The following is a 23,040-nucleotide window of genomic DNA, read 5'->3' as shown; positions in this document are numbered from 1 at the left end:
AACATCAAGCTAGAAGGTATTAGCGCCGGCGCAGCGCCATGAGTTGAGCTAAAGATGCTCTAGCCCAGCCTGAGCCGTTGAGCCTGCGTCAGTCCATCCCGGCCCCCCTGCGGCCCTGGCTTCCGGCCGCGGCAGCGGCCCTGGGGGGTTGGCTTGCTACAGATGCCCTGCTGCGGCTCAGCCACCTGCCCCTCTCCCCCGGTTTCAGCCTGGCGGTTCTGCTGGGGGGAGCCTGGTGGCTGCGCCGGCCCCGCCGGACTCCGGCAGCCCGGGACACCGATGTGGCCGGCTGGCTGGAGCGGTTGGAGCAGCTGCAGACCCAGTTCGGCCGGCTTGAGGAGGAGCCCGCCCCCCAGCGTGCCGAGCAATTGGCCGGGCTGCGTGCCGAGCTCGGGCGTGGCGGGCTGCTGCTGGCCCTGGTGGGCACCAGCCCCCCGCCAGCGGAGCTCCAGCCGGTGCTGGTGGAGGCGCTGCGGGGCTCTGAGCCCCTGCTACTGCACTGGGCTCACCCCCTGCCGGCCTGGAGTGCCGCCTGGCGCTGGCCAGAGCCATTTGAGGCCTGCGATGGCCTGCTGCACCACCTGCGCACGCCCCTTTCGGCCGCTGACCTGCGCTGGCTGGAGGCCCTGCCTGCCGGCCAGCCCGCCTGGTTGCTGGTCCAAACCAGCCAGGCGGGACCGGCCCTTGAGGCCCTGGCCCTGGAAGTGCGCTCCCAGCTGGGGCCAGGGCTTGCCCAGCAACTGCTGTTCTGGAACGGGGAGCCCGAGGCCCTGGCCGTCAGCCTGGCGCCCCTGGCCGCCCAGCTGGCCAGCGGGGCCCCAGGCCTGCGCCAGGCCCGCCAGCTGCGTCGGCTCGAGCAGCTGCACGCAAGCTGGCAGGGGGATCTTGAGCGCCTGCGACGTCAGCATTTCCTGCCCCTGCAGCGCCGCACCCAGTGGCTGGTGGCCGCCGGTGTGGTGGCTGCCCCCCTGCCCAGCCTCGACCTGCTGGTGCTCGCGGCGGCCAATGGGCTGATGCTCAAGGAGATGGCCCGGCTCTGGGATTGCCCCTGGAACCTGGAGCAGCTCCAGGCCGCCGCCGCGGAGCTCGCCAGGGCCTCCCTGGCGCTGGGGGTGGTGGAGTGGAGCAGCCAGGCCCTGGCCGCCCTGGTGAAATGGCATGGGGCCACCTGGCTGGTGGGCAGTGCGCTGCAGGCCCTCAGCGCCGCCTACCTCACCCGGGTGGTGGCCGCTGCCATGGCCGACATGCTGGCCCTCTCGGTGGGGGTGCCGGAACCGGATCTCGAGGCGATCAAGCGCCAGGCCCCCCTGCTGGTGGCCAGGGCCGCGGAGGCCGAGAAGCTGGATTGGTCTGCCTTCCTCGACCAGGGGCGCCAGTGGCTGGGCGCTCAGGCTGGGGATGGGGTGGCTGCTATCGGTGCTTAAGGCCCTTACCCAGAACCCCCATAAGACTCCCCCGAGTGGCTGTGCCGCGTTGCCCGCAGGGTTCCAAGGTCTGCTGGTCGCTCTGCTGGCCGGTCTGCTGGTTGGCTGTAGACAGCCCTCGCCCCCACGTGCCAGCCCCCTTGCTAACCCCAGCGACGCACGCCCCCTTGTTCTCACCACCTTCACCGTGCTGGCCGATATGGCCCGTAATGTGGCCGGGGAACGCTTGCAGGTGCGTTCGATCACCCGGCTGGGGGCTGAAATCCACGGCTACGAACCCAGCCCTAGTGACCTGGAGGCCGCCCAAGGGGCAGACCTCATCGTCAGGAACGGGCTGGGGCTGGAGCGCTGGGCCGATCGCTTCATCCAATCCGCTGACAATCGAGCCGAGGTCACCCTCAGTGAGGGAATGAGGCCCCTTTTGATTGAGGGCGATGCCTATGCCGGCAAGCCCAATCCCCACGCCTGGATGTCCCCCCAACGCGCCCAGCATTACGTGAACCGGCTGGTACAGGCCTTCTCAGCCCTCGATCCCGCCGGAGCTGCGACCTTTCGGGCCAATGGCGAGGCCTACAAGCGCCAGCTGGGTCAGCTGGATGCGGACCTCCGGACCGCCCTGGCAAGGGTTCCGCCCGCCCAGCGCCTCCTGGTCAGCTGTGAGGGTGCCTTCTCCTATCTGGCCCACGACTACGGGCTTGAGGAGGCCTATCTCTGGCCGGTGAATGCGGAGAGTCAGGTCACTCCCCGACGCATGGCCCGTCTGATCGAGACGGTGCGCCGGCGTCGGGTGCCCACTGTGTTCTGTGAGAGCACGGTGAATGCCAATGCCCAGCGAGAGGTTGCCCGAGCAGCTGGTGCCCGCTTCGGCGGTACCTTCTACGTGGACTCGCTCTCGGATGCTTCTGGCCCCGCTCCCACCTTGCTGAAGCTGCAGCGTCACAACGTCGATCTGATCGTCAAGGGTCTTGGACCCAGCGCAGCTGGCCGCTGATGCGCATCGAAGCCGACCACCTCTACGTCGACTACAACGGCATCGTGGCCCTATTCGATGCTTCGCTGCGGCTGCCCGCCGGTTGCATCTGCGGCCTCGTAGGTATGAACGGCGCAGGCAAGTCCACTTTATTCAAATGCCTTACTGGCTTTGTGCGCCCCTCTAGGGGCCGCGTCCTCATCAATGGCCAGAGCGTTGCCCAGGCCCAGCGGCACCAGGCGGTGGCCTACGTGCCCCAGAACGAGGGTATCGACTGCAGTTTTCCCATCTCGGTCTGGGAGGTGGTGATGATGGGTCGATACGGTGCGATGAACCTGCTGCGCCTGCCCCGTTCCGCGGATCGGCTGGCAGTGCGGGAAGCCCTGGAGAGGGTTGAGCTGCTCGATCTGCGCGACCGGCCAATCGGCTCCCTCTCCGGCGGGCAGCGCAAGCGGGCTTTTCTGGCCCGCGCTATCGCCCAGGGAGCCTCTGTGCTTTTGCTAGACGAACCCTTCAACGGCGTGGACGTCCGCACCGAGAAGCTGATGGCCGGGCTGCTTCTCCAGTTGCGCCAGGAGGGAAGCACGATCCTGATCTCAACTCACGACCTAGAGCACGTGCGCGATTTTTGTGATCTGGTCGTTTTGATCAACAAGACCGTGCTCGCCTTCGGCGAGACCGCCAAGGTATTCACCCCCGAAAATCTGGCCCTTACCTTTGGCGGTCTGCCAGCGGATCTGCTGGTGGGGGCGACCGCCAGGTGTGGGGAAACGGGCCCATGAACTGGTTGTTGGAGCCCCTCAGTCACGCCTTCATGGTGCGGGCCCTACTGGTCAGTGCCCTGGTTGGCGGCTGCTGCGGTCTGCTCTCCTGCTACATGACCCTTAAAGGCTGGGCCCTGATGGGCGATGCCGTCTCCCATGCGGTAATGCCTGGGGTGGTTCTTGCTTACTCCCTGGGGCTGCCGTTCTCCCTAGGGGCGTTTATCTTCGGGGTGGGATCGGTGGCATTGATCGGCTTCGTCAAGCAGAAGTCGCGAATAAAAGAGGACACGGTGATCGGGCTGGTTTTCACCGGTTTCTTTGCCCTTGGCCTTGTTCTGGTGTCCAAGGTGCGCAGCAATATCGATCTCACCCACATCCTTTTTGGCAATGTGCTGGGTATCTCCCTGGCCGACATTTGGCAGACCCTGCTGATTTCGGCTCTGGTGGTGGCCGTGCTGCTGGTGCTGCGGCGGGATCTGCTGCTGTTCTGTTTCGATCCCACCCATGCCCGCTCGATCGGCATCAATACCGGCCTGCTGCACTACACCCTGCTGTCGGTGCTTTCCCTGGCGGCCGTGGCTGGGTTGCAGACCGTGGGGGTGATCCTGGTGGTGGCGATGCTGGTCACCCCGGGAGCTACGGCCTACCTGCTCACCGATCGCTTCGATCGCATGACCCTGCTCGCCATCGGCAGCAGCATCCTCTCCAGCTTGCTTGGGGTTTACATCAGCTATTGGACCGATAGTTCCACCGCCGGCTGCGTCGTCCTGGTGCAGACAGGTCTGTTTCTGCTGGCCTTTTTGCTGGCCCCCCGTTACGGCATCCTGAGGGGTTCCGGCCCCCAGGCTCCCTAGGCGTGTCCGACCAGTTCTGGGCCTGGTGGCCCCTGTTGCCGCTCTATCCCTACGGTCGTCGCCGCACCCTGGTGCGCGAGCTGATTCCAGGCCAGGTCTGGAGCCTGGAGCAGCTGCAGGGGGTGTTCTATGTGGCCGTGCCGATCCGGATGACGGTGCTGCGGCTGCAAGCCGGGCTGTTGCTCTACGCCCCGGTGCCCCCCACCGGGGAGGTTCGGGCCGCCCTGGCCGAGCTGGAGCGTCAGCACGGCCAGGTGCGCACCATCGTGCTGCCCACCAGCTCAGGCCTGGAACACAAATTGCCGGTGCCGGCCATGGCCCGGGCCTTTCCGCAGGCCCAGGTGTGGGTGACGCCCCGGCAGTGGAGTTTTCCCCTGCCCCTGCCCCTGAGCTGGCTTGGCTTCCCGGCCGGCCGCACTCGGGTGCTGTTTGAGCAGGGCCTGCCCCACAGCGACGAACTCGCTTGGATACCCCTGGGCCCCCTGGATCTGGGCCTGGGCACCTTCATGGAGGTGGCCTGCCTGCACCGGACCAGTGGCTGCCTGCTGGTCACCGATGCCCTGGTGGCGATCGGCGCCGAGCCGCCGGAGCTGTTTGGCGCCGACCCCACCCCCCTGCTCTTCCACGCCCGGGAGCGGGGCGAGGAGCCGCTCACCGATACGCCGGACCAACGCCGTCGCGGCTGGCAGCGGCTGGTGCTGTTTGCCTCCTACCTGCGGCCCGCTCCGCTGGATGTTGCTGGCTGGCGAGAGCTGCTGGGCGGGCTGCTGGCCCCTGGGCTGCGCAGCCCAGGGGCCTACTTCGGCCTCTACCCCTTCCGCTGGCAGCCAGGCTGGCAGGCCGAATTCCACCGACTGGTGCCGGGCGAGCAGCCGACTCTGCAGGTTGCTCCGGTGCTGGAGCGGCTGGTGTTTCCCCGTTGCCAGTCCGCCCTGCTGGCCTGGATTCGCTGCCTGGCTCGGGAACCGCAGCTGCGCTGGCTGGTGCCGGCCCACTACGAAGCGCCGCTGGCCTGCAGAGCGGAGCAGCTGCTGGAGCTGGCGGCAGAGCTGGAAGGGCGGCCCTGGGCACCCGATGGCGGTAGCTGGGCATACCTGGCGGGCATCGATCGGGCCCTAGTGCGCTGGGGCGTGGTGCCGGCGAGGCCTGCCGTTGCGGCTCAGGAGCGGCCTACGGCCTAAGACCTGAGTTCGCCGGGATCGGCGTCCAGTTCCGTATCCAGATCGCCACAGCCCAGCAGGCTGGTATCCAGCTCCATCCGCTGTTCCATCTGGCGCAGGAAGTAACCGGTCATCATCGCCGAGGCGAGCAGGCCGGCCAGGTTGTCCCGGCTGGTTTGGATCTTCACCTCAAATTGTTCGCCGGGCAGCATGCCCAGCAACCCCTGCACGTTGTGGCGGATGATGTCCTGGATGTCACCACTGGCGGAACGGGCCACGCGCTGCAGCACGTCCGGCGATTGTTCCTGGAGGTACTGGATCAGCGAGTTACCGCTGATCGCCTCGTTGTCGGTGGTCAGGAACTCCGGGTTGAACATCGCCGGTGCGCGCTGCGGCCGGCCTGCACCCTACCCCACCTCTCCGGCTCCACCAGGGGGATGTCCGGGGTTGGAGAACCGTAACCAGCCGATTCGGTTGGGGGGCCAGTAGCGCAGCACGGCAGTGCCGATCACCGCCTCCTGGGGCAGGGCCCCCCAGAGGTGGGAATCCAGGCTGGCATTGCGGTTGTCCCCCAGCACCAACAGGTGGCCTGGGGGCACGTTGAGCGGTGGGAGTGTGTAGCCCATCGGTTCGGCCGACCAGTCGAGCGGCGCCGGTGCCCCGTTGCGCCAGAGCACCCCATCGCGCACTTCGACCCGATCCCCCGCCTCGGCCACCACCCGTTTGATCAGGGCAGCATTTGGGTCGTAGCCAGCATCGAGCAGGGCCGCTGGCGGGTGGAACACCACCACGGTGCCGACCGGCAGGGGCCGATGCAGGCGGGCGCGCAACTTCTCCACCAGCACCCGGTCCTGGAGCTGGAGGCTTGGCAGCATCGAGCCGGAGGGAATCCAGCGGGGTTCGAGCGCGACCCAGCGCAGCACCAGGGCCAGCGCCACCCACACCAGCAAGGGCCCCAGCTGGCGGCGCAGGCTTGCCAGGGGGCCGGCATTCGCGGCTCGGTCAGGGGGGGGAGCCAAGGGCGCAGGCGAGGATGGGCCTTCCATCCTGTATGGCACCGGCGTGGCGTTGGCCCCCCGCAACCTGGAGGCGGCGCTGGTGCTCCTGGCGGCGCTCATGCGCCATGGCTTGTCCCAGGTGGTGCTCTGCCCGGGCAGCCGCTCCGCAGCCCTGGCCCAGGCAGCCGGCCTACTGGAGGCCCATGGGCTCGGTCTATACACCTGCGTGGATGAGCGCTCCGCCGCCTTTTTTGCCCTGGGGCTGGGCCGGGCCTCGGGCCAGGCGGCAGCGGTGATCACCACCTCCGGAACTGCCGTCGCCAACCTGCTGCCGGCAGCGGTGGAGGCCGATTACGGCGCCATCCCCCTGCTGTTGATCACGGCGGATCGGCCCGACCAGCTCAAGGGCTGCGGCGCCAACCAAAGTGTCAACCAGGAGTGTTTCCTGGCGGCGAGTGTGCGCTGGCTGGGCCAGGGCGCTGGCGCTGGCCTGGCCGCCATGGCCGATGGGGCCATCGCCGAGCTGGCCCACGCCGCCCTGCTGGCCGCCCGGGGCTCCAGCCAGGCCCCGGGGCCGGTGCATCTCAACCTTCCCTTTGCCGAGCCGCTCCACGCCGACGGTCCTGCCCTGCTCCAGGCCAGGGCAGCCCTTGAAGCCGCACCGCCGCCCCCGCCAGCTGCCGTGGCGGCTTCACTCGCCTCGCCAGCTCCGGTCTTGCCTGGGCCGCTGCCCGACCTCGATCGCCCCGGCCTGGTGGTGGCGGGCCCCTGGCGCGGCTTCCCCCAGCACTGGCAGGCCCACGTGGAGGCCCTGGGTCGCTGGCAAAGGCGCACGGGTTGGCCCCTGCTGGCCGATGGCCTCAGCGGCCTGCGTGGCCAGGCCCAGCTGGAGCTGGTGGCGGGCTACGACCTGCTGCTGGATTGCCCCGACCATTGCCTCGATCCAGACCTGCGGCCAGCCCAGGTGCTGCGGCTGGGTCCCCTGCCGGCCAGCCGGCGCCTGCAGCGCTGGCTGGCAGAGCTGGGCGGCCCCCAGTGGTTGGTGAGTGAGGCCGATTCCCGCTGCCTCGATCCCCTCGGCAGCGGCTGCCAGCAGAGCGCGGCGGGGCTCGCCGGCTGGATGGCGCTCTGGCCAGACGCCTGCTGGCAGGCCAGGCCCGACCCGGCCTGCCTGGAGTTGGCTGCGGCCTGGCGGCGGCGGGAGGGGGACCTGCAGACCTTGCTCGCCGGCGCCCTGCCCGCGGCGGCGGCGGAGCCGGCCCTGGCGCGGCTGCTGGGCCATGCCCTGCCGGCGGGCGTGCCCCTGGTGATCGCCAACAGCAGCCCCGTGCGCGACTGGGAGAGCTTCGGGGATCCAGCCGCGCCCTGGCGGCCCGTGTACAGCTTCCGGGGGGCTTCCGGCATCGATGGCACCCTCTCGAGTGCCTGCGGTGTGGCCGAGGCCCTGGGTCAGGCGGTGTTGCTCAGCGGTGATCTGGCGCTGCTGCACGACAGCCACGGCTGGCTGTGGCAGCGCCAACTCCAGGGCCGACTCACCGTGATCCTGATCAACAATGGCGGCGGCGGCATCTTTGAGCAGCTGCCGATCCGCACCATGCCGGCGGCGGCCCTCGATTTCGAGCGGCTGTTCGCCATGCCCCAGCCCCTCGATCCGCTGGCCCTGGCGGCCGCCTATGGGGTGCCGGGACGCAGGGTGGGGGCGGCCGGGGATCTGGCCGGTGATCTAGCGGCTGAGCTGGCCCACCAACTGGCTTGGGCCCTGCAGCAGCCCATGGCCATGCTGGAGCTGCTCACCGACCGCCGCTCCGACGCCAGCCTGCGCCAGGCCCTGCGCAGAATGGCCACCACAGCCATGCTGCAGCCGTGACCCTCCGATCCGATCTGCCAGCAGCGCTGCACTGGCAACCTGCCGCCAGCTACGAGGACGTGCTGTTTGACCGGTGCGAGGAGGGCATCGCCCGGATCCGGATCAACCGGCCCCACAAGCGCAATGCCTTCCGGCCGCGCACCGTGCAGGAACTCTGCGACGCCTTCTCCCGGGTGCGGGACGACCCCAAGGTGGGGGTGGTGCTGTTCAGCGGGGTCGGGCCGGCCGCCGACGGGGGCTGGGCCTTCTGCGCCGGCGGCGACCAGAGCGTGCGCGGCGATGGTGGCTACGTGGATGAGGCGGGCCTGCCCCGGCTCAATGTGCTCGACCTGCAGCGCCTGATCCGCAGCCTGCCCAAGGTGGTGATCGCCCTGGTGGCGGGCTATGCCATCGGCGGCGGCCAGGTGCTGCACCTGCTCTGCGATCTGAGCCTGGCGGCGGAGAACGCCGTGTTTGGCCAGACGGGGCCGCGGGTGGGCAGTTTTGATGGGGGCTTTGGGGCCGGCTACCTGGCCCGGGTGGTGGGTCAGCGCAAGGCGCGCGAAATCTGGTTCCTCTGCCGCCAGTACGGCGCCGACCAGGCCCTGGCGATGGGCCTGGTGAATGGGGTGGTTCCCCTGGCCGAGCTGGAGGCCGAGGGGATCCGCTGGGCCCGGGAGGTGATGCAGCACAGCCCCACGGCGATCCGCTGCCTGAAGGCTGCCTTCAATGCTGAAACCGATGGGCTGGCCGGCCTGCAGGAGCTCGCTGGCCAGGCCACCCACCTCTTCTACCGAACGGCGGAGGCCCGGGAGGGGCGCGATGCCTTCCTGGGAAAACGCCCGGCTGATTTTTCCGATGCGCCTTGGTTGCCCTGAACTGCGCTGGCTTGTGCCCTGGGGGGCCTGGCCCCTCGCCGCCGGCCTGTTGTTGGGCGCCGCCGCCCCCGGGCTCAGCGAAACCCCGCCCCCCAGCGGCCCCTACCTGGTGCTCGATCGGCGCGAGCGCCTGCTGCTGGTGCTGGAAGGGGGCCAGGAACTGCGCCGCTTTCCGGTGGGGGTGGGCCGCCCCGGCTGGGAGACCCCGGTGGGCCGCTTTGAGGTGATCGAGTTGGCCCGCGATCCCACCTGGGAACATCCCGTCACCGGCCAGCGGATTCCGCCTGGTCCGGCCAATCCCCTCGGCAGCCGCTGGATCGGCTTCCACCGTGACTGCAAGGGCCGGGCCGGTTTCAATGGCCGCGAGCACCTGGTGGTGAAGGGCTGCGTGAGTGCCGGCTTCCACGGCACCCCCCACCGCTCCAGTGTGGGCCAGGCCGTCTCCCATGGCTGCGTGCGCCTGCTGGATGAGCACGTGCGCGAATTGTTTGAGCTGGTTGAGATGGGCACCCCGGTGAAGGTGCTGCCATAGGCCGCCCGTAGAGTTTCGGCCACTTCAGGTGGGACTGGGATGCGGGTCTTGTTTGCTGCGGCCGAATGCGCCCCGATGATCAAGGTCGGCGGGATGGGAGATGTGGTCGGATCCCTGCCGCCGGCCCTGGCGGCCCTGGGCCACGACGTGCGGATCATGCTTCCCGGCTACGGCAAGTTGTGGTCGCGGTTGCAGGTGTCGCCCGAGCCGATCTGGCGCGGCCACACCATGGGCAATGACTTCGCCGTGTTTGAGGCGCGTCATCCCACCAATGGCTTGCTCCTCTATCTGGTGGGCCATCCGGTATTTGACCCGGAGCGCATCTATGGCGGTGAGGATGAAGACTGGCGCTTCACCTTCTTTGCCAGCGCCACGGCCGAATTCTGCTGGCACCACTGGAAGCCCCAGGTGCTGCACTGCCACGACTGGCATACGGGCATGTTGCCGGTGTGGATGCACCAAGACCCGGAGATCAGCACCGTATTCACCATCCACAACCTCAAATATCAGGGGCCCTGGCGCTGGAAGCTCGACCGCATGACCTGGTGTCCCTGGTATATGCAGGGGGACCACACCATGGCGGCGGCCCTGCTCTATGCCGACCGGGTCAATGCGGTGTCCCCCACCTATGCGATGGAGATCCGCACGCCCCAGTACGGCGAACACCTCGACGGCCTGCTCAACTTCATCAGTGGCAAGCTGCGCGGCATTCTCAATGGCATTGACACCGAAGACTGGAATCCGGCCAGCGATGCCAGCCTGCCGGCCCAATTCTCGGCCACGGATCTGGCGCCCCGCGCCCTTAACAAGCAGGCCCTGCAGGAACGCTTCGGCCTGGCAATGAGTCCCCGCTCCTATCTGCTGGGCATGGTGAGCCGGCTGGTGGACCAGAAGGGGGTGGATCTGCTGCTCCAGGTGGCCGATCGGGTGTTGGCCTACACCGACAGCCAGATCCTCGTGCTCGGCACCGGCGATCGGATGCTGGAATCCGGTCTGTGGCAGATGGCCTCCCAGCATCCCGGCCGGTTTGCCGTTTTTCTCACCTACGACGACGCCCTCTCCCGCCTGGTCTACGGCGGTTGTGATGCCTTCTTGATGCCCAGCCGCTTCGAACCCTGCGGCATCAGCCAGATGCTGGCGATGCGCTATGGCTCGATTCCGGTGGTGCGGATGGTGGGGGGCTTGGTCGATACGGTGCCGCCCAACGATCCCCTGGCCGGCACCGGCATGGGCTATGGCTTTGATCGCTACGAGCCGATCGACTTCTACACCGCGATTGTGCGCTCCTGGGAGGCCTACCGCCACCAGAAGAGCTGGCAGGAGCTGCAGCGGCGCGCCATGGCGGTGGACTTCAGCTGGGCCCGTTCCGCCCTGGAATACGACGCCATGTACCGCGATGTCTGCGGTGTCAAGGAGCCGACGCCCGAGGCGGCCGATGTGGAGAAGTTCTCCCAGGGTCAGGATGCCGATCCGAGCCGCAGGGGCCTGGCTTCCCTGCTCAAGCGCCGTTGACCTTGCCCTTTGACGCCCCCCCGGCCGGGCCCGATCCGGCCCATCCCTATCCGGCCCCCTATGAGGAGCCCTGGGGTCGACTGGCCTTTGATCTGCGGGCGGCCCTGGCCAGTACGGGCCTCAGGGTGCGGGAGCTGGCCCGCCGCAACCGCCAGGGCGAGCTCTCGGTGCCGGGCTTCTGGCCGCCCTCCCTGGCCTGGCTGTTCTGGCCGTTACTGCTGGCCCTCTTGTTGGCCCTGGTGCTGGCCCTGGTGACTGCCGTTGGACCTGCCCTGGTGCGCCGATCCGACTCGGCTGGAGAACCAGCTCAGGAGCTAGTTCAGTCTCAGCCTCTCCAACAACAGCCTGCCCAACAGCCTCCTGATAAGCAGCCCGTTCCACCAGCCCCAAGCCCGCCAGAGCAGGCCCCGCCCCTGGCGATCGATCCCCTGCTGGCCCTGCTGGCTGAGGACGATCCCCGGGGCTGCATCGCCTCGGCCCGCCCCTACCCGGGGCAGGGTCGGCTGGACTTGGAGTTGGCGCCAACTTTTCTGGCCCTGGCTGGGCCGCTGCGCCAGCAGCAGGCCGACCAGTGGCTCGAGCGCAGCCGCGAGCTGGGCTACGAGCGGCTGCGCCTGCTCGACGGTTCCGGGGCCCTGCTGGCCCAGGCCGCCCGGGTGGGCAGTGGGATGGTCCTGCTGGGCCCCGCCTCGCCGTGATGGCCTTGCACCTGGGCCAGCTGCAGCAGCTGTGGGGGCCGCCCGTCACCGGACCCCTTACCCCTGCCCAGGCCAGCACCAAGCTCGAGCCGCAGGCGATCTGCACCGACAGCCGCCAGCTGGCTGCCGGCCAGTTGTTTGTCCCCCTGGTGGGCGAGCGCTTTGACGGCCATGCCTTCCTCCCCGCCGCCCTCGAGGCCGGGGCCATCGCCCTGCTGGCCCAGGCGGAGCAGCTCCCGCCCGCTGCCCTTGGCGTCCTGGCGGGCTCCGTGCCCCTCTGGCTGGTGCCAGACACCCTGCTGGCCTACCAGCAGCTGGCCTGCCTCTGGCGGCGCCAGCTCCCGGCTGGGGTGGTGGCGGTGACCGGCTCGGCCGGTAAAACCACTACCCGGGAACTGATCCGGGCCGCCCTGGCCCCCCTTGGGGAAGTGGGGGCCTCCAGCGGCAATGAGAACAACGACGTCGGCGTGCCCCTCACCCTGCTGAAGGCGACCCCTGACCAGGCGGCCGTGGTGGTGGAGATGGGCATGCGGGGCCTGGGTGAAATCGAGCGCTTGAGCCGCTGCGCCCAGCCCGACGTGGCGGTGATCACCAACATCGGCACGGCCCACATCGGCCGGCTGGGCAGCCGCGAGGCGATTGCCACGGCCAAGTGCGAGATCACCGCCGGCCTGCGCCCAGATGGGGTGGTGGTGATCCCGGCTGGCGATCCCCTTCTGGATGGAGCCCTGGCCCGGGTGTGGGCTGGCCGGGTGGTGCGGATTGCCCTGGCGGGCGAAGGCCATGAGCACCAGGCCGACTTGGTGGGCCAGCTGGATTGCTCCGGCGAGATCCTGAAGCTGGCCGGCGAGGAGCTAACTGGGGTTGAGGTGGCCATGCCCCTGGAGGGGGTTCACCACGCCCGCAACCTGCTGCTGGCCTTGGCCGTGGCCCGGGAGCTGGGGCTTGAACCGGCCCGCTGGCAGCCCCTGGAGGTGGCCCTGCCGGGGGGGCGCAGCCGGCGGCTGGAGATTGGGGGGGTGCGGCTGCTGGATGAGACCTACAACGCCTCCCCCGAGGCGGTGCTGGCCTCCCTGGATCTGCTGGCCCGCCAGCCGGGTCGCCGCTTTGCGGTGCTGGGCACCATGCTGGAGCTCGGCGACCAAAGCCTGGCCCTGCACCGAGAGGTGGCGGCGCGGGCCCTCAGCCTGGGCCTCGATGGGCTGGTGGTTGTCGATGGCGGCCTGGAGGGGGAGGCGATGCTGGCGGCGGCCCAGGGCCTGGCCCGGCTGGAGCGGGTGGACACGCCAGCAGCGGCGGCCCTGCCCCTGGGCCGGTGGCTGGAGCCCGGGGATGTGCTGCTGCTCAAGGCCAGTCGCGGCGTGGCCCTGGAGCAACTGATTCCCCTGCTCCAGCTGGCATGATGCAGCCGGAGCAGCATTTCACGATGTTGTGCCTTCGGGCAGGGGCCCTGGGTGGTGGTTCACCCGGGGCTTTTCCTTTGCCTATTCACCCAACCCAGATTCTCAACCCAGATACCAGCGCAGCATGGCCGCCAGCTGGCCCACCATGCCCTTGCCGGTGAGCAGTTCGCCGGCGATGGCCGCGGCGAAGCCGAGCATGGCCACCCGGCCGTTGAGCAGCTCCACACCGGCCAGGGCCTGGGTGTTCCAGGGCCTGGGGCTGGTCATGCTGGCGCCGAAGCGCTCCACCGGTTCGTAGTTGAATTTCGGGGTCATGGGCGGGCAGCTCTCCAGTTGTCTTTGACCAATTGTCTTGCCCTGCCGAGGGCAAGGGCATTGTCGGGCACATCCCTGGTGATGGTGGAGCCGGCCCCCACGGTGACGTTTTCGCCCAGGCGCAGGGGGGCCACCAGTACGGAATTGGCCCCGGTTTTGCTGCCGGCCCCCACCACGGTGCGGTGCTTGCGCTCACCGTCGTAGTTGGCGGTGATCGTGCCTGCCCCCACATTCACGCCGGCGCCCAGGTCGGCATCGCCGATGTAGCTGAGGTGGTTCACCTTGACGCCGGCGGCCAGGGTGCTGTTCTTGACCTCGACGAAATTGCCGATGTGGCAGCGTTCGGCGATCTCGCTGCCCGGCCGCAGCTGGGCAAAGGGCCCCACCGAGCAGTGGGGGCCGACGTGGGTCCCCCGCAGCACCGAATGCAGCACCTCGCAGCCCTCGCCGAGCTGGCTGTTTTCAATCAGGCAGCCCGGGCCGATGCGGCAGCCGTCGCCGATGCTGCTGGCTCCGCGGAAGTGGCACTGGGGTTCCACCACCACATCGCGGCCAAAGCGGGTGGCCTCGCTGAGGCTGCAGCTGGCCGGATCGGTGAAGGTCACCCCCTCGGCCATCCAGTGGCAGCGCAGCCGCTGCTGCAGCACCGCTTCGCACTGGCTGAGCTGGAGCCGGTCGTTGATGCCGGTGATCTCGTCGGCATCGGCCACCTCGAGGTGCATGGCCGGGCGGAGCAGGGCCACCGTGTCGGTGAGGTAGAGCTCACCCTGGTTGTTGTCGCTGCTGAGCTGGGGCAGGGCGGCCGCCAGTTGCTGCCAGTTGAAGCAGTAGATGCCCGCATTGGTGAGGTTGTTGCGGCGCTGCTCGTCGCTGCAGTCGCGGTGCTCCACGATGGCGCTGACGGCGCCGGAGGGGTCGGCAAAGACCCGGCCGTAGCCACTGGGATCGGCCAGCCGGGCGCTCAACAGGGTGACGGCGGCGCCACTGCTGTGGTGCTGCTCCAGCAGGGCGACAAGGGTTTCGGGCCGCAGCAGGGGCACATCGCCATTCAGCACCAGCAGATCACCGCTGAAATCGGCCAGGGGCTCCAGCAGCTGCTGAACCGCGTGGCCCGTGCCGTTCTGGGGCTGCTGCAGCACGAATTCCAGGCCAGCGTGGGCCGCCAGCGACTGCTCCACCCGTTCGGCCTGGTGGCCGACGATCAGCAGGCGCCGGTCGGGCTGAAGCTGGTCGCAGCTGGCCAGCACCCGCTCCACGAGGCTGGCACCGGCCAGGGGTTGCAGCACCTTGGGCAGGGCGCTCCTCATGCGGGTGCCCTTTCCAGCAGCCAACACGGCAACGGCAAGCATGGGCTGGGGCAGGCGGCTGGGCGGGAATCTAGGTGGGCTTGCCCAGGCGGGCCAGGTCGGCCCAGAAGCCGGGGTAGGAAACGGCAGCGGCCTCGGCTCGGGCCAGGACCGTCTCGCCCTGGGCCACCAGGGAGGCCACCGCCAGGCTCATGGCGACCCGATGGTCCGTTTCACTGTCGACGCTGGCGCCCCGGAGGGCCGTGCTGCCGCTGATTCCCAGGCCGTCCTCGAACTCCACGATCCGCGCCCCCATGGCCCTTAGCTGGCGGGCCATCACCGCCAGCCGGTCGGTTTCCTTCACCCGCAACTCCCCGGCATCGCTGATGCGGCTGGTGCCCTCGGCGCAGCAGGCGGCCACCGCCAGCACGGGAATTTCATCGACCAGGCGGGGGATCAGCTCGCCGCCGATCTCAAATGCCCGCAGGCGGCCATGGCTCACCTGCAGATCGCCCACCGGCTCACCGGCCACCTCCCGGCCATTGAGCACCGTGATCCGGGCGCCCATCTGCTCGAGCACATCGAGGATGCCGGTGCGGCTGGGGTTGAGCCCCACATTTTCCACCGTGAGCTCGGCGCCGGGGGTGATGGCGCCCGCCACCAGCCAGAAGGCGGCGGAGCTGATGTCACCGGGCACGACCACGCTCTGACCGCGCAGGCTCCGGCCCGGGATCAACCTCACCATGGTGCTGCCCGCTCCGCCCACCGTCAGCTGGGCGCCGAAGGCGCCCAGCATCCGCTCAGTGTGGTCCCGGCTCTGGGCCGGCTCGATCACGGTGGTGGGCCCCTCGGCGCTGAGGGCGGCCAGCAGGATGGCGCTCTTTACCTGGGCCGAGGCCACGGGGGTGCGAATCGTCGTGCCCCGCAGCCCCTGGCCCTGGATGGCCAGAGGTGCCAGGTTGCCGTTACTGCGGCCGTGGATCATGGCCCCCATCTGGGCCAGGGGTGTCACCACCCGCCCCATCGGCCGGCCCCGCAGTGAGGCGTCCCCCGTGAGCACGAAATGGCGGCCGGCCCGCCCGGCCAGTAGGCCCAGCAGCAGCCGCATGGTGGTGCCGGAGTTGCCGCAGTCGAGCAGGTCGGCGGGCTCCCGGAGGCCATCGAGCCCCACCCCCTGCACCAGCACCTCTTCACCGGCGCGGATCGCCGACACCCCCACCCCCATGGCCCGCAGGCAGGCGGCAGTACTGAGCGGATCCTCCGCCGGCAGCAGCCCTTCTATGCGTGTGGTGCCCTCGGCGATGGCGCCGAACAGCAGGGCCCGGTGCGAGATCGACTTGTCGCCCGGCACCTTCACCGTGCCCCGCAGGCAGGTGCCGCCCGGCAGGCTCAGGGGGCTGGAGGGAGGGGCAGTGGCGGCGATGGACTCAGCCACGGGCAGGGAGAGCGCTTATGGGGCGATCCTATGGACCATCCCGAGTTCCAACTGGCCATGTTGCCGTTCAGCGCTGATCCCCATTCGGCTGCCAGGGCTCCTGGCAGTGCAGATCAAGCGACTGGATGACCGCTGCTGTAATCGCCTTGAGTTCTCCTGCCGCGAGACGACCGAGCGGCCCCTGGAGCTGATCGGCGTGCACAGCGGTGGGCAGCCAGGTCATCACGAAGCTGGTCTGACGCAATCCATTGCTGGGGGAGGGCTCCAACATGTAGGCCAGTGGGTTGCTGCCAAGTCGCTGTTCCGTGCTCAAGGGAAGAACCACCCAGCGGCGGCTGTGGCGCGTCGCGACATCGGGAGCGATCACAAGCACAGGCCTAGCTTTGCTGTCGCCCAAGCTGCGGTTACGAGGCCATAGGTAGAGCCGACCGCGTTCAGCCATCGAGTCCGTGTGCCAGCACCTCAAACGCCATCGTGACGGCGTCTTCGCCTGCGGCATTCAGATCGCCACCCTCCACTTTCGCCAGATCGGCGTAAGCGATGTGGAGGGCATCGACGCGTCGCTGGGTCAACCACTGCGTCAGAGCCTCGCTCACAAGGGCTGAACGATTGGGCCCCTGGGCATCGAGCTGGGTGAGGAGACGCTCATCTAGCGAGATGCTGATGGAACGGTTCGGCATCGTTTTGCCAGGAATCTTGTTACTCAAGCTAGCAGCGGGCCCGGTTCTGCGACTTTCTGCCACCCATGCAATGATTAGTCGCGTCTTTTTTGCACAATGCAGGCGCCTAGTCGGATGCGTCGTTACCTGCAGGAGCAGCTGCTGGTCGACCTGAGCCGAAAGGCCGTGGTGCTGACCGGCGCCAGGCAGGTGGGCAAGACCACGCTGGCGCGGCAGCTGATGGAGGGGCGAAATTCACCCCAATACCTCAACTGGGATGTGGCGGCAGACCGGTCTGTACTGCTGCGTCAGAGCTGGAACCCGCGGGCCGATCTGCTGGTGTTTGACGAGATCCACAAGATGGCTGATTGGAAGGCCTGGCTCAAGGGTGTGATCGATGCCCGGCCCGTGGGCCAGGCTTTGCTTGTCACCGGCAGCGCGCGGATGGACACCTTCCGCCAGTCGGGCGAGTCGCTGGCCGGGCGCTACCTGCATCTGCACCTAGACCCGGTATCGGTGCGGGAGTTGTGTGCCCACAGCGGCATGGCTGCCGATCAGGCCCTGCTGCATCTGATCGAGCGAGGTGGCTTTCCAGAGCCCTGCCTGGCAGAGCGGCCCGACGACGCCCAACGCTGGCGGCGCCAGTACGCCACCGACCTGATCCGCGAGGACGTTCTGGAGTTTTCCCGCCTCCATGAGATCAACACGATGCGCGTGTTCGTCGAGTTGCTGCGGCAACGGGTGGGATCGCCCCTCTCCCTGGCGTCGCTGGCTCGGGATCTGGCGGTGTCACCCACCACGCTGCGCCGCTATCTCGAGGTCCTGGTGGCTCTTTATGTGGTGATCGTGGTGCAGCCCTGGCACCGCAACATCGCTCGCTCGCTGCTGCAGGCCCCGAAGGTGTACTTCACCGACACTGGCCTGGTGAAGGGAGATGGGGGCGTGCGCTTCGAGAATGCCGTGGCGGTGATGTTGCGCAAACAGGTGCATCACCTGGTGGACACCCGTGGCTGTGATGCCGGTCTCCACTACATCCGCACCAAGGACGGCGCCGAGGTGGACTTCAGCCTGAGCCTGGAGGGTTCTCTCACCCACCTGGTGGAGTGCAAGCTGGCGGACAGCTCACCCCACCGCGCCCTGTCGCGCTTTGCGCTCCAGTTTCCCGAGGCCGAGGCGGTGCAACTCGTGCGCGATGCCCGCCAGCAGGAGCAGCGTGGTGCGGTGGCGGTGGTGCCGGCCGGGGAGTGGTTAGCGCGTCTGCCGGTGTGAGTGGCTGAGCAGGGTGGCCAAGGAGCGGCATCAGCAGAGCAGGCTTGTTTTCCCAGGCCAGCTAGATACTTTTGGCAGGTCACGTTTCCTGGCACCCCAAGGCCAGGGAGAAACCAGTTATGGCTGTCAGCCGCCCCGGTTCCCCGGCCCCCTTGCTGGCGGCCTGCCGCCCGCGGCAATGGACCAAAAACCTGCTGGTGTTCGCCGCGCCCCTGTTTGCCTTCCGCTTCGAGGCTGAAGTGTGGCTACCAGCTGCCGGCGCCTTGGTGGTCTTCTGCCTGATTTCCAGCGCCATCTACCTGCTCAATGACTGCCTGGATGTGGAGGCCGACCGGGCCCATCCCACCAAGCGCAATCGGCCGATAGCTGCCGGTCTGGTGAGCGTGCCTGTAGCCCTCGCAATGGCTGCCGTGCTGGCTTTGCTGAGCCTGAGAATTGCCGCCTGGAACTCACCGGCTCTCGCTGTGGTGGTGTTGCTCTATGGCCTGATTCAGGTGGGCTACTGCCTGCTGCTCAAGCAAAAAGCATTGCTAGATCTGTTCTGCATCGCCTCAGGCTTTCTGCTGCGGGCTTTGGCTGGAGCTGTTGCTGCCTCACTGCCACCGTCCCCGTGGTTTCTGCTCACAGTGGGGCTGCTTGCACTTTTTCTGGCAATTGAGAAGCGCAAGGCTGAATTGCGGGTAGCCCACGATCGCGGCGTAATCACCAGGAAGGTGCTGGAGCGCTATTCCCTGGCCCTGCTGCTCAGGCTTGAGAGCCTGGTGGCTACCAGTGCCTTCATCAGCTATGCCCTCTGGGCAGCCGGCCCCTCCCTCGGCGGTGCTCCCACCAGCTGGATGCTGTTGACAGTTCCTTTTGCCTTGGCGGGAATCTTCCGTTACCAGCTCCTAAGCGATCCAGAGGAGGTGGCGCGCAGGAGGGAATGTGTCGATGAGCGCAGTAGTGAAAAGCCTGAGGACATCCTGCTGGGGGATCTGGGTATTCAGCTCACTTTGGTGGGTTGGCTGATCACCACTGCGCTGATCGGTGTCTTCAGTGCAGCCAGTTGATGCCCAAACCTGAACTGGAGCGGATTGCTGTATTCGATGTAGACGGCACTTTGCTGCGCGGAGATTGCCTGTGGCTGGCTGCCCGACGCTCCCGGGGCCTTGCTGGGCAGCTCGGGGCTGCTGTGGCCTGTCTGCCCTGGCTGATCGGCTGGCAGCTGCGGCTGGTGTCCACCGGCCGCTTAAAGCAGCAGGTGGTTGGCGCCTTTGGCCTCTGTCAGGCGGTCAATCTGGCCCAGAGCCAGGGCCGAGCCGATTGGCAACTGCTTGAACTCCGCGCCCAGCTGCGTCCGAACGCGCTGGAGCGTTTGCGCTGGCATCAGCAGCGCGGCGATCGGGTGCTGCTGTGCTCTGCGTCTCCCCGCATGCTGCTCCAGCCCTTGGCCGATTGGCTGGGGGTGGAGCTCCTCTGCACCGAACTGGAGCAGGTTCAGGGTAAGTGGCGGCCAAGGCTGGTCAGCCCGAACTGCAAGGGCCCCGAGAAGGTGCGACGGCTAGCGGCCCATCTCGGGCCACTGGATGGGCTGACGATCGAGGCCTACGGCGACAGCAAGGGCGACCGGGAGCTTCTCCAGGCGGCCGCACTCCCCCACTACCGCAGCTTTCTGCCCGAGCCCGAGCCCTACCCCCCCTTTTCGCTAGGTCCGCTGCTGCCGGTGGTGGCACTTGCGCTGCTGGCTTACGGCCTGCTGGGAATCTGGAGCCAGGGCGACCAGCTGCTGCCGCTGCTGCGCAGCCTCTGGCCCCAGATCGCGCTTGGTTTGCTGCTGGTGCTGCTGGGCTACGGGATCCGCTTCGGCCGTTGGCGGCTGCTCCTGCAAGCCTTAAACCAAAACCCGCCTGTGCGGGCAGATGCGCGGATTTGGATGGGCTCCTTTGCCTTCACTGCCACTCCGGGTAAATCGGGTGAGGCAGTGCGCTCCTTGCTGCTCAAGCAGGAGTGGGGGGTGCCCATGGCACCCACCTTGATGGCTTTGGTGGTGGAGCGGCTCACCGATGGCACCGCGGTGCTGCTGCTGCTGCTGATCAACCTGCCGCTGCTACTGCGCTGGCAGGTGCCCTTGGCCGTACCGATCGGTATAGGCCTGGCCATGTTGCTGGCTGGCTGGCTGGTATTGGGCACCCCCTGGGCCAAATGCCAGCTCAAGGGCATCGCCCACAGGCTGCTGCCCCGCAAGCTTGCCAGTGCCGGCGGGGAGGGGCTTGCGGCCATGCGTCGGTTATTGCAGCCAGCGCTGATACTGCAGGCCACTGTTGTCGGTGCCCTGGCCTGGAGCTTGGAGGGCGTCAGCCTTTGGCTGCTGCTGCGGGGCATGGGAATCGAAGCCGTAGGCATCGGCGGCGCCACGATTGCCCACACTGCAGCCGGATTGCTTGGTGCTCTCACCCTGCTGCCCGGGGGTTTGGGCAGCACGGAGGCAGGCACCGTGGGCATGCTGGCCCTGCAGGGTGTGGCATTGGCTGCGGCCACCCCGGCCACGCTGCTGATACGGCTGATGACGCTTTGGTTTGCGACCTTCCTAGGCGTGATCTGCCTGTTGCAGCTTCCCCGGCGCAGGCGGTGAGCAAGGCAGGCATTACGGATAGTGGTTGTGTCTAAAGAGATTCAACGTAAACCAATTTGAATTAAATCTAAAACTATGACCAAATTCGCCCAGATTCCAATCCACAGCGCCTTTGTTTTGGGCAGCACAAGCGAAGTGGCCAAGGCCATCTGCCATGAGCTGGCTCGGCGCGGCTGCATGAGGTTCCACCTGGTGGCCCGCAACGAAGAAGCAAACCAGCAGCTGGCCTCCCAGCTCCAAGCACGCTATGGGGCAGCCGTAAGCACCGAGCAGACCGATCTGCTAGAAGATGCCTGTCTCGGCAGCGCTCGGTTGCCCCAGGTCGGCGAATTTGATCTGTATCTGATTACGGCTGGATCATTGGGTGATGCCGAGCAGGCCCGCAGTGATTCTGCAGAAGCACTGCGGATCCTGGCTGCGAACGTCACCGGCTTGATCCCTTGGCTTACGGCCATCGCCACTATGGAGCGGTTGGCGCGGCCAAGCCGCCTCTGGGTTTTCAGCTCGGTGGCGGCTGATCGGGGCCGACCTTCCAATTACCACTACGGTGCCGCCAAAGCAGCACTTACGGCCCTGTGTGAGGGCCTGATGCTGCGCTGCCACGCCAAGCCCTTTGCGGTGCGGATTATCAAGGCTGGTTTCATGGCCACGCCGATGACGGTGGGTAAGGCCCCAGCTGCGCTCTGTGCCAGCCCAGAAGCGGTGGCGCGAGATTTGCTGCGCCGGCCCAACAAGCGGGGCATCGAATACTTGCCCTGGTGGTGGTCGCCGTTGATGCGGCTGATCCGCCTGCTTCCTGCTTCAATTGCCTCCAAGCTTTGAGCCCTGTGACTATTCCCCTGCCTGCCGGCCTCACGGCCGAAACCAGAACGCTGAGCGGCTGGGGCCGCACCAACCCGGTGTCTGCCCAAGTGGTGCAGCCCAGCTCGGTAGAGCAGCTACAGCAGCTGGTACGTGGCGCTCCTCCCCGCTCCTTGATTGCCCGGGGCCTGGGGCGCTCTTATGGCGATGCGGCCCAGCTGAAAGACGGCACGGTGATCGAGCTGCCGGCTTTTGATCGGATTGAGCTGGATCTTGGCAGCGGCACCGTCACAGCTGGGGCTGGGGCGAGCCTGGATCAGATCCTGAGGGTGATAGTGCCGGCAGGCTTTTTCCTGCCTGTGACACCCGGCACGCGCAACGTAACGGTGGGCGGGGCGATTGCCGCCGATGTGCATGGCAAGAACCATCACGTGGACGGCAGCTTTGGTAACCACGTGCAGCGGCTATTGCTGGTGGATGGCAGTGGCACCTTTAGAGAGCTCAGTCCAGAGGGGAGCGAAGCCTCCTTCTTCTGGGCCACCGTCGGCGGCATGGGACTGACGGGTGTGATTGTCGAGGCGACGTTTTCACTGATCCCGATCACCAGCTCGTTGATCAGCGTCGACACCACCCGCTTCCGGGATCTGGAGTCGCTGATGGAGGCCATGGAGGAAGCCGACGCGAAATACCGCTACAGCGTCGCCTGGGTCGACAGCCTCGATCCCAATGGCAGGGGTGTACTTACGTGCGGTGATCATGCCCCCGCAGAATCATTGCCAATGGCCCAGCAGGCCGACCCCCTCCATTACGACCCGAAGGCTCTGGCCTCAGCACCGCCATTTCTGCCGGGCGGACTGCTGAACAAACTGACGGTGCGGGCTTTTAACGAAGCCTGGTATCGCAAGGCGCCTAAGCACAGAGTAGGAGAGCTGCAGGCAATTGCACCGTTCTTCCATCCTCTTGATGGGGTGCAGGACTGGAACCGGATCTACGGGCCGGCTGGCTTCTTGCAGTACCAATTCGCAGTTCCCAATGAGGCGGCCCACCTGGTGCCGCGAGCACTAGAGGTGCTGCGGCAAGTGGGAGCACCGAGCTTCCTCACAGTGCTGAAGCGCTTTGGGCCCAGCAATCCAGCACCGCTGTCGTTCCCGATCCCAGGCTGGACCCTGGCAGCCGATGTGCCAGCCGCTGTGCCGGGACTGCTGGATGTGCTGGATCAGCTGGATGAGGAAGTTGTAGCGGCGGGTGGCAGGTTATACCTGGCGAAGGATTCGAGGCAGTCGGCAAGGATTTTTAAGATCAGTTACTCGAGCGCTTTCCAACCTGGAAAAGACCGATCAGAAATCGACACCATGTCCCCTTTTAACTCAGACATATTCATCAGAATATCGATTTCTGAGTAGTATGTAACTTAATCTTGTACCCGTCGCGATTTGTTCGATCTTGCTGATCAGCTCCTACCGCTTTCTTCGAGAAGGTTTTGTTTGTGTAAAGCATCTGCGCATGCGCTGCAGACGCTACACGGGACATGCACCAAAGTTTGCATTAATCTGATCGAACTCTCTCGTGCTGGAAGCAGAGCAAGGGCGCTCGCATAGCACACTAGCTGGGCCCTAATCAAACCT

General features: G+C 67.2%; 23 protein-coding genes. 16 read left to right on the top strand and 7 right to left on the bottom strand.

What is annotated here, in order from left to right:
- Nucleotides 1-77 precede the first annotated feature (77 nt).
- The 5 genes from H8F27_RS18110 to H8F27_RS01335 are packed head-to-tail and all read left to right on the top strand — an operon-like array spanning nucleotide 78 to nucleotide 5,193.
- Nucleotides 78-1,424, top strand: coding sequence for a YcjF family protein (locus tag H8F27_RS18110; RefSeq protein ID WP_304623217.1), 1,347 nt, complete (start codon nucleotides 78-80; stop codon nucleotides 1,422-1,424).
- 49 nt (nucleotides 1,425-1,473) lie between these two features.
- On the top strand, nucleotides 1,474-2,415 hold the full coding sequence (locus tag H8F27_RS01350) for a metal ABC transporter substrate-binding protein (protein ID WP_370594452.1): 942 nt from the start codon (nucleotides 1,474-1,476) through the stop codon (nucleotides 2,413-2,415).
- The gene (locus H8F27_RS01345; protein WP_197150595.1) at nucleotides 2,415-3,176 is read left to right on the top strand and encodes a metal ABC transporter ATP-binding protein; all 762 of its coding nucleotides are present in this window, start codon (nucleotides 2,415-2,417) and stop codon (nucleotides 3,174-3,176) included. The genes H8F27_RS01350 and H8F27_RS01345 overlap by 1 nt, the downstream gene beginning before the upstream one ends.
- Complete coding sequence (locus tag H8F27_RS01340; protein ID WP_197150592.1) at nucleotides 3,173-4,012, top strand: metal ABC transporter permease; 840 nt, start codon at nucleotides 3,173-3,175, stop codon at nucleotides 4,010-4,012. The genes H8F27_RS01345 and H8F27_RS01340 overlap by 4 nt, the downstream gene beginning before the upstream one ends.
- Nucleotides 4,013-4,014: 2 nt before the next feature.
- Nucleotides 4,015-5,193, top strand: coding sequence for a DUF4336 domain-containing protein (locus tag H8F27_RS01335; RefSeq protein ID WP_197150590.1), 1,179 nt, complete (start codon nucleotides 4,015-4,017; stop codon nucleotides 5,191-5,193).
- On the opposite strand, the gene H8F27_RS01330 is transcribed toward H8F27_RS01335, so the two are convergent.
- The gene (locus H8F27_RS01330; RefSeq protein WP_197150587.1) at nucleotides 5,190-5,549 is read right to left on the bottom strand and encodes a DUF760 domain-containing protein; all 360 of its coding nucleotides are present in this window, start codon (nucleotides 5,547-5,549) and stop codon (nucleotides 5,190-5,192) included. The two genes, H8F27_RS01335 and H8F27_RS01330, sit on opposite strands and share 4 nt — an antisense overlap.
- A gap of 30 nt (nucleotides 5,550-5,579) precedes the next feature.
- Nucleotides 5,580-6,191: a signal peptidase I gene (lepB, locus tag H8F27_RS01325; RefSeq protein ID WP_370594451.1), complete on the bottom strand. Its 612-nt coding sequence runs from the start codon at nucleotides 6,189-6,191 to the stop codon at nucleotides 5,580-5,582.
- Nucleotides 6,192-6,234: 43 nt separating this feature from the next.
- Between lepB and menD the strand changes: the two genes are divergently transcribed.
- From menD to murF, 6 genes are read left to right on the top strand one after another with little or no spacing between them, the layout of a single operon-like run.
- On the top strand, nucleotides 6,235-8,037 hold the full coding sequence (menD, locus tag H8F27_RS01320; protein WP_197150581.1) for a 2-succinyl-5-enolpyruvyl-6-hydroxy-3-cyclohexene-1-carboxylic-acid synthase: 1,803 nt from the start codon (nucleotides 6,235-6,237) through the stop codon (nucleotides 8,035-8,037).
- Entirely contained in the window at nucleotides 8,034-8,894 is an 861-nt protein-coding gene (menB, locus tag H8F27_RS01315; RefSeq protein WP_231596440.1) for a 1,4-dihydroxy-2-naphthoyl-CoA synthase, read from the top strand. The genes menD and menB overlap by 4 nt, the downstream gene beginning before the upstream one ends.
- Nucleotides 8,875-9,426, top strand: a complete 552-nt coding sequence (locus H8F27_RS01310) for a L,D-transpeptidase (RefSeq protein WP_197150579.1) — start codon at nucleotides 8,875-8,877, stop codon at nucleotides 9,424-9,426. The genes menB and H8F27_RS01310 overlap by 20 nt, the downstream gene beginning before the upstream one ends.
- 39 nt (nucleotides 9,427-9,465) lie before the next feature.
- Nucleotides 9,466-10,938, top strand: a complete 1,473-nt coding sequence (gene glgA, locus H8F27_RS01305; RefSeq protein WP_197150577.1) for a glycogen synthase GlgA — start codon at nucleotides 9,466-9,468, stop codon at nucleotides 10,936-10,938.
- Nucleotides 10,935-11,636, top strand: coding sequence for a hypothetical protein (locus H8F27_RS01300; RefSeq protein WP_231596439.1), 702 nt, complete (start codon nucleotides 10,935-10,937; stop codon nucleotides 11,634-11,636). Before glgA ends, H8F27_RS01300 begins: the two co-directional genes overlap by 4 nt.
- Nucleotides 11,636-13,039 carry a UDP-N-acetylmuramoyl-tripeptide--D-alanyl-D-alanine ligase gene (gene murF / locus H8F27_RS01295; RefSeq protein ID WP_197150571.1) on the top strand — a complete coding sequence of 468 codons (1,404 nt, stop codon included), beginning with the start codon at nucleotides 11,636-11,638 and terminating at the stop codon, nucleotides 13,037-13,039. The genes H8F27_RS01300 and murF overlap by 1 nt, the downstream gene beginning before the upstream one ends.
- 102 nt (nucleotides 13,040-13,141) lie before the next feature.
- Here murF and H8F27_RS01290 read toward each other — a convergent pair whose 3' ends face one another.
- The 5 genes from H8F27_RS01290 to H8F27_RS01270 form a co-directional block, all read right to left on the bottom strand.
- Nucleotides 13,142-13,354, bottom strand: coding sequence for a chlorophyll a/b-binding protein (locus H8F27_RS01290; RefSeq protein ID WP_197150569.1), 213 nt, complete (start codon nucleotides 13,352-13,354; stop codon nucleotides 13,142-13,144).
- Nucleotides 13,351-14,703 (bottom strand): bifunctional UDP-N-acetylglucosamine diphosphorylase/glucosamine-1-phosphate N-acetyltransferase GlmU, encoded by a 1,353-nt coding sequence (gene glmU / locus H8F27_RS01285; RefSeq protein WP_197150567.1) that lies wholly within the window; start codon nucleotides 14,701-14,703, stop codon nucleotides 13,351-13,353. Before glmU ends, H8F27_RS01290 begins: the two co-directional genes overlap by 4 nt.
- Before the next feature lie 28 nt (nucleotides 14,704-14,731).
- Nucleotides 14,732-16,063, bottom strand: coding sequence for a 3-phosphoshikimate 1-carboxyvinyltransferase (aroA, locus tag H8F27_RS01280; RefSeq protein ID WP_197153280.1), 1,332 nt, complete (start codon nucleotides 16,061-16,063; stop codon nucleotides 14,732-14,734).
- 79 nt (nucleotides 16,064-16,142) lie between these two features.
- Nucleotides 16,143-16,517 (bottom strand): type II toxin-antitoxin system PemK/MazF family toxin, encoded by a 375-nt coding sequence (locus tag H8F27_RS01275; protein WP_197150565.1) that lies wholly within the window; start codon nucleotides 16,515-16,517, stop codon nucleotides 16,143-16,145.
- Entirely contained in the window at nucleotides 16,510-16,755 is a 246-nt protein-coding gene (locus tag H8F27_RS01270; protein ID WP_197150554.1) for a ribbon-helix-helix domain-containing protein, read from the bottom strand. The genes H8F27_RS01275 and H8F27_RS01270 overlap by 8 nt, the downstream gene beginning before the upstream one ends.
- Before the next feature lie 114 nt (nucleotides 16,756-16,869).
- Between H8F27_RS01270 and H8F27_RS01265 the strand changes: the two genes are divergently transcribed.
- The 5 genes from H8F27_RS01265 to H8F27_RS01245 all read left to right on the top strand — a co-directional run bounded on the left by H8F27_RS01265 (nucleotide 16,870) and on the right by H8F27_RS01245 (nucleotide 22,818).
- Nucleotides 16,870-18,003 (top strand): ATP-binding protein, encoded by a 1,134-nt coding sequence (locus tag H8F27_RS01265; RefSeq protein WP_197150552.1) that lies wholly within the window; start codon nucleotides 16,870-16,872, stop codon nucleotides 18,001-18,003.
- A gap of 119 nt (nucleotides 18,004-18,122) precedes the next feature.
- On the top strand, nucleotides 18,123-19,052 hold the full coding sequence (locus H8F27_RS01260) for a decaprenyl-phosphate phosphoribosyltransferase (RefSeq protein WP_197150550.1): 930 nt from the start codon (nucleotides 18,123-18,125) through the stop codon (nucleotides 19,050-19,052).
- Nucleotides 19,052-20,614 (top strand): flippase-like domain-containing protein, encoded by a 1,563-nt coding sequence (locus H8F27_RS01255; RefSeq protein WP_197150547.1) that lies wholly within the window; start codon nucleotides 19,052-19,054, stop codon nucleotides 20,612-20,614. Before H8F27_RS01260 ends, H8F27_RS01255 begins: the two co-directional genes overlap by 1 nt.
- A gap of 117 nt (nucleotides 20,615-20,731) precedes the next feature.
- Nucleotides 20,732-21,436 (top strand): SDR family NAD(P)-dependent oxidoreductase, encoded by a 705-nt coding sequence (locus tag H8F27_RS01250; protein ID WP_231596438.1) that lies wholly within the window; start codon nucleotides 20,732-20,734, stop codon nucleotides 21,434-21,436.
- Between the two features lie 5 nt (nucleotides 21,437-21,441).
- On the top strand, nucleotides 21,442-22,818 hold the full coding sequence (locus H8F27_RS01245; protein WP_197150532.1) for an FAD-binding oxidoreductase: 1,377 nt from the start codon (nucleotides 21,442-21,444) through the stop codon (nucleotides 22,816-22,818).
- The last annotated feature ends 222 nt before the right edge of the window (nucleotides 22,819-23,040 follow it).

This window comes from Synechococcus sp. CBW1108 (assembly GCF_015840335.1).
Lineage (GTDB): Bacteria > Cyanobacteriota > Cyanobacteriia > PCC-6307 > Cyanobiaceae > Cyanobium_A.
This window is presented reverse-complemented; position numbering and strand designations above follow the sequence as displayed.

What these genes read in the sequence shown, in the direction of transcription:
- H8F27_RS01310 (WP_197150579.1), top strand. Translation starts at nt 8,875, where the DNA reads ATGCGCCTTGGTTGCCCTGAACTGCGCTGGCTTGTGCCCTGGGGGGCC.
- murF (WP_197150571.1), top strand. Translation starts at nt 11,636, where the DNA reads ATGGCCTTGCACCTGGGCCAGCTGCAGCAGCTGTGGGGGCCGCCCGTC.
- H8F27_RS01330 (WP_197150587.1), bottom strand. Translation starts at nt 5,549, where the DNA reads ATGTTCAACCCGGAGTTCCTGACCACCGACAACGAGGCGATCAGCGGT.
- glgA (WP_197150577.1), top strand. Translation starts at nt 9,466, where the DNA reads ATGCGGGTCTTGTTTGCTGCGGCCGAATGCGCCCCGATGATCAAGGTC.
- H8F27_RS01270 (WP_197150554.1), bottom strand. Translation starts at nt 16,755, where the DNA reads ATGCCGAACCGTTCCATCAGCATCTCGCTAGATGAGCGTCTCCTCACC.
- H8F27_RS01275 (WP_197150565.1), bottom strand. Translation starts at nt 16,517, where the DNA reads ATGGCTGAACGCGGTCGGCTCTACCTATGGCCTCGTAACCGCAGCTTG.
- H8F27_RS01340 (WP_197150592.1), top strand. Translation starts at nt 3,173, where the DNA reads ATGAACTGGTTGTTGGAGCCCCTCAGTCACGCCTTCATGGTGCGGGCC.
- H8F27_RS01255 (WP_197150547.1), top strand. Translation starts at nt 19,052, where the DNA reads ATGCCCAAACCTGAACTGGAGCGGATTGCTGTATTCGATGTAGACGGC.
- H8F27_RS01345 (WP_197150595.1), top strand. Translation starts at nt 2,415, where the DNA reads ATGCGCATCGAAGCCGACCACCTCTACGTCGACTACAACGGCATCGTG.
- glmU (WP_197150567.1), bottom strand. Translation starts at nt 14,703, where the DNA reads ATGCTTGCCGTTGCCGTGTTGGCTGCTGGAAAGGGCACCCGCATGAGG.
- H8F27_RS01290 (WP_197150569.1), bottom strand. Translation starts at nt 13,354, where the DNA reads ATGACCCCGAAATTCAACTACGAACCGGTGGAGCGCTTCGGCGCCAGC.
- H8F27_RS01260 (WP_197150550.1), top strand. Translation starts at nt 18,123, where the DNA reads ATGGCTGTCAGCCGCCCCGGTTCCCCGGCCCCCTTGCTGGCGGCCTGC.
- H8F27_RS01265 (WP_197150552.1), top strand. Translation starts at nt 16,870, where the DNA reads ATGCGTCGTTACCTGCAGGAGCAGCTGCTGGTCGACCTGAGCCGAAAG.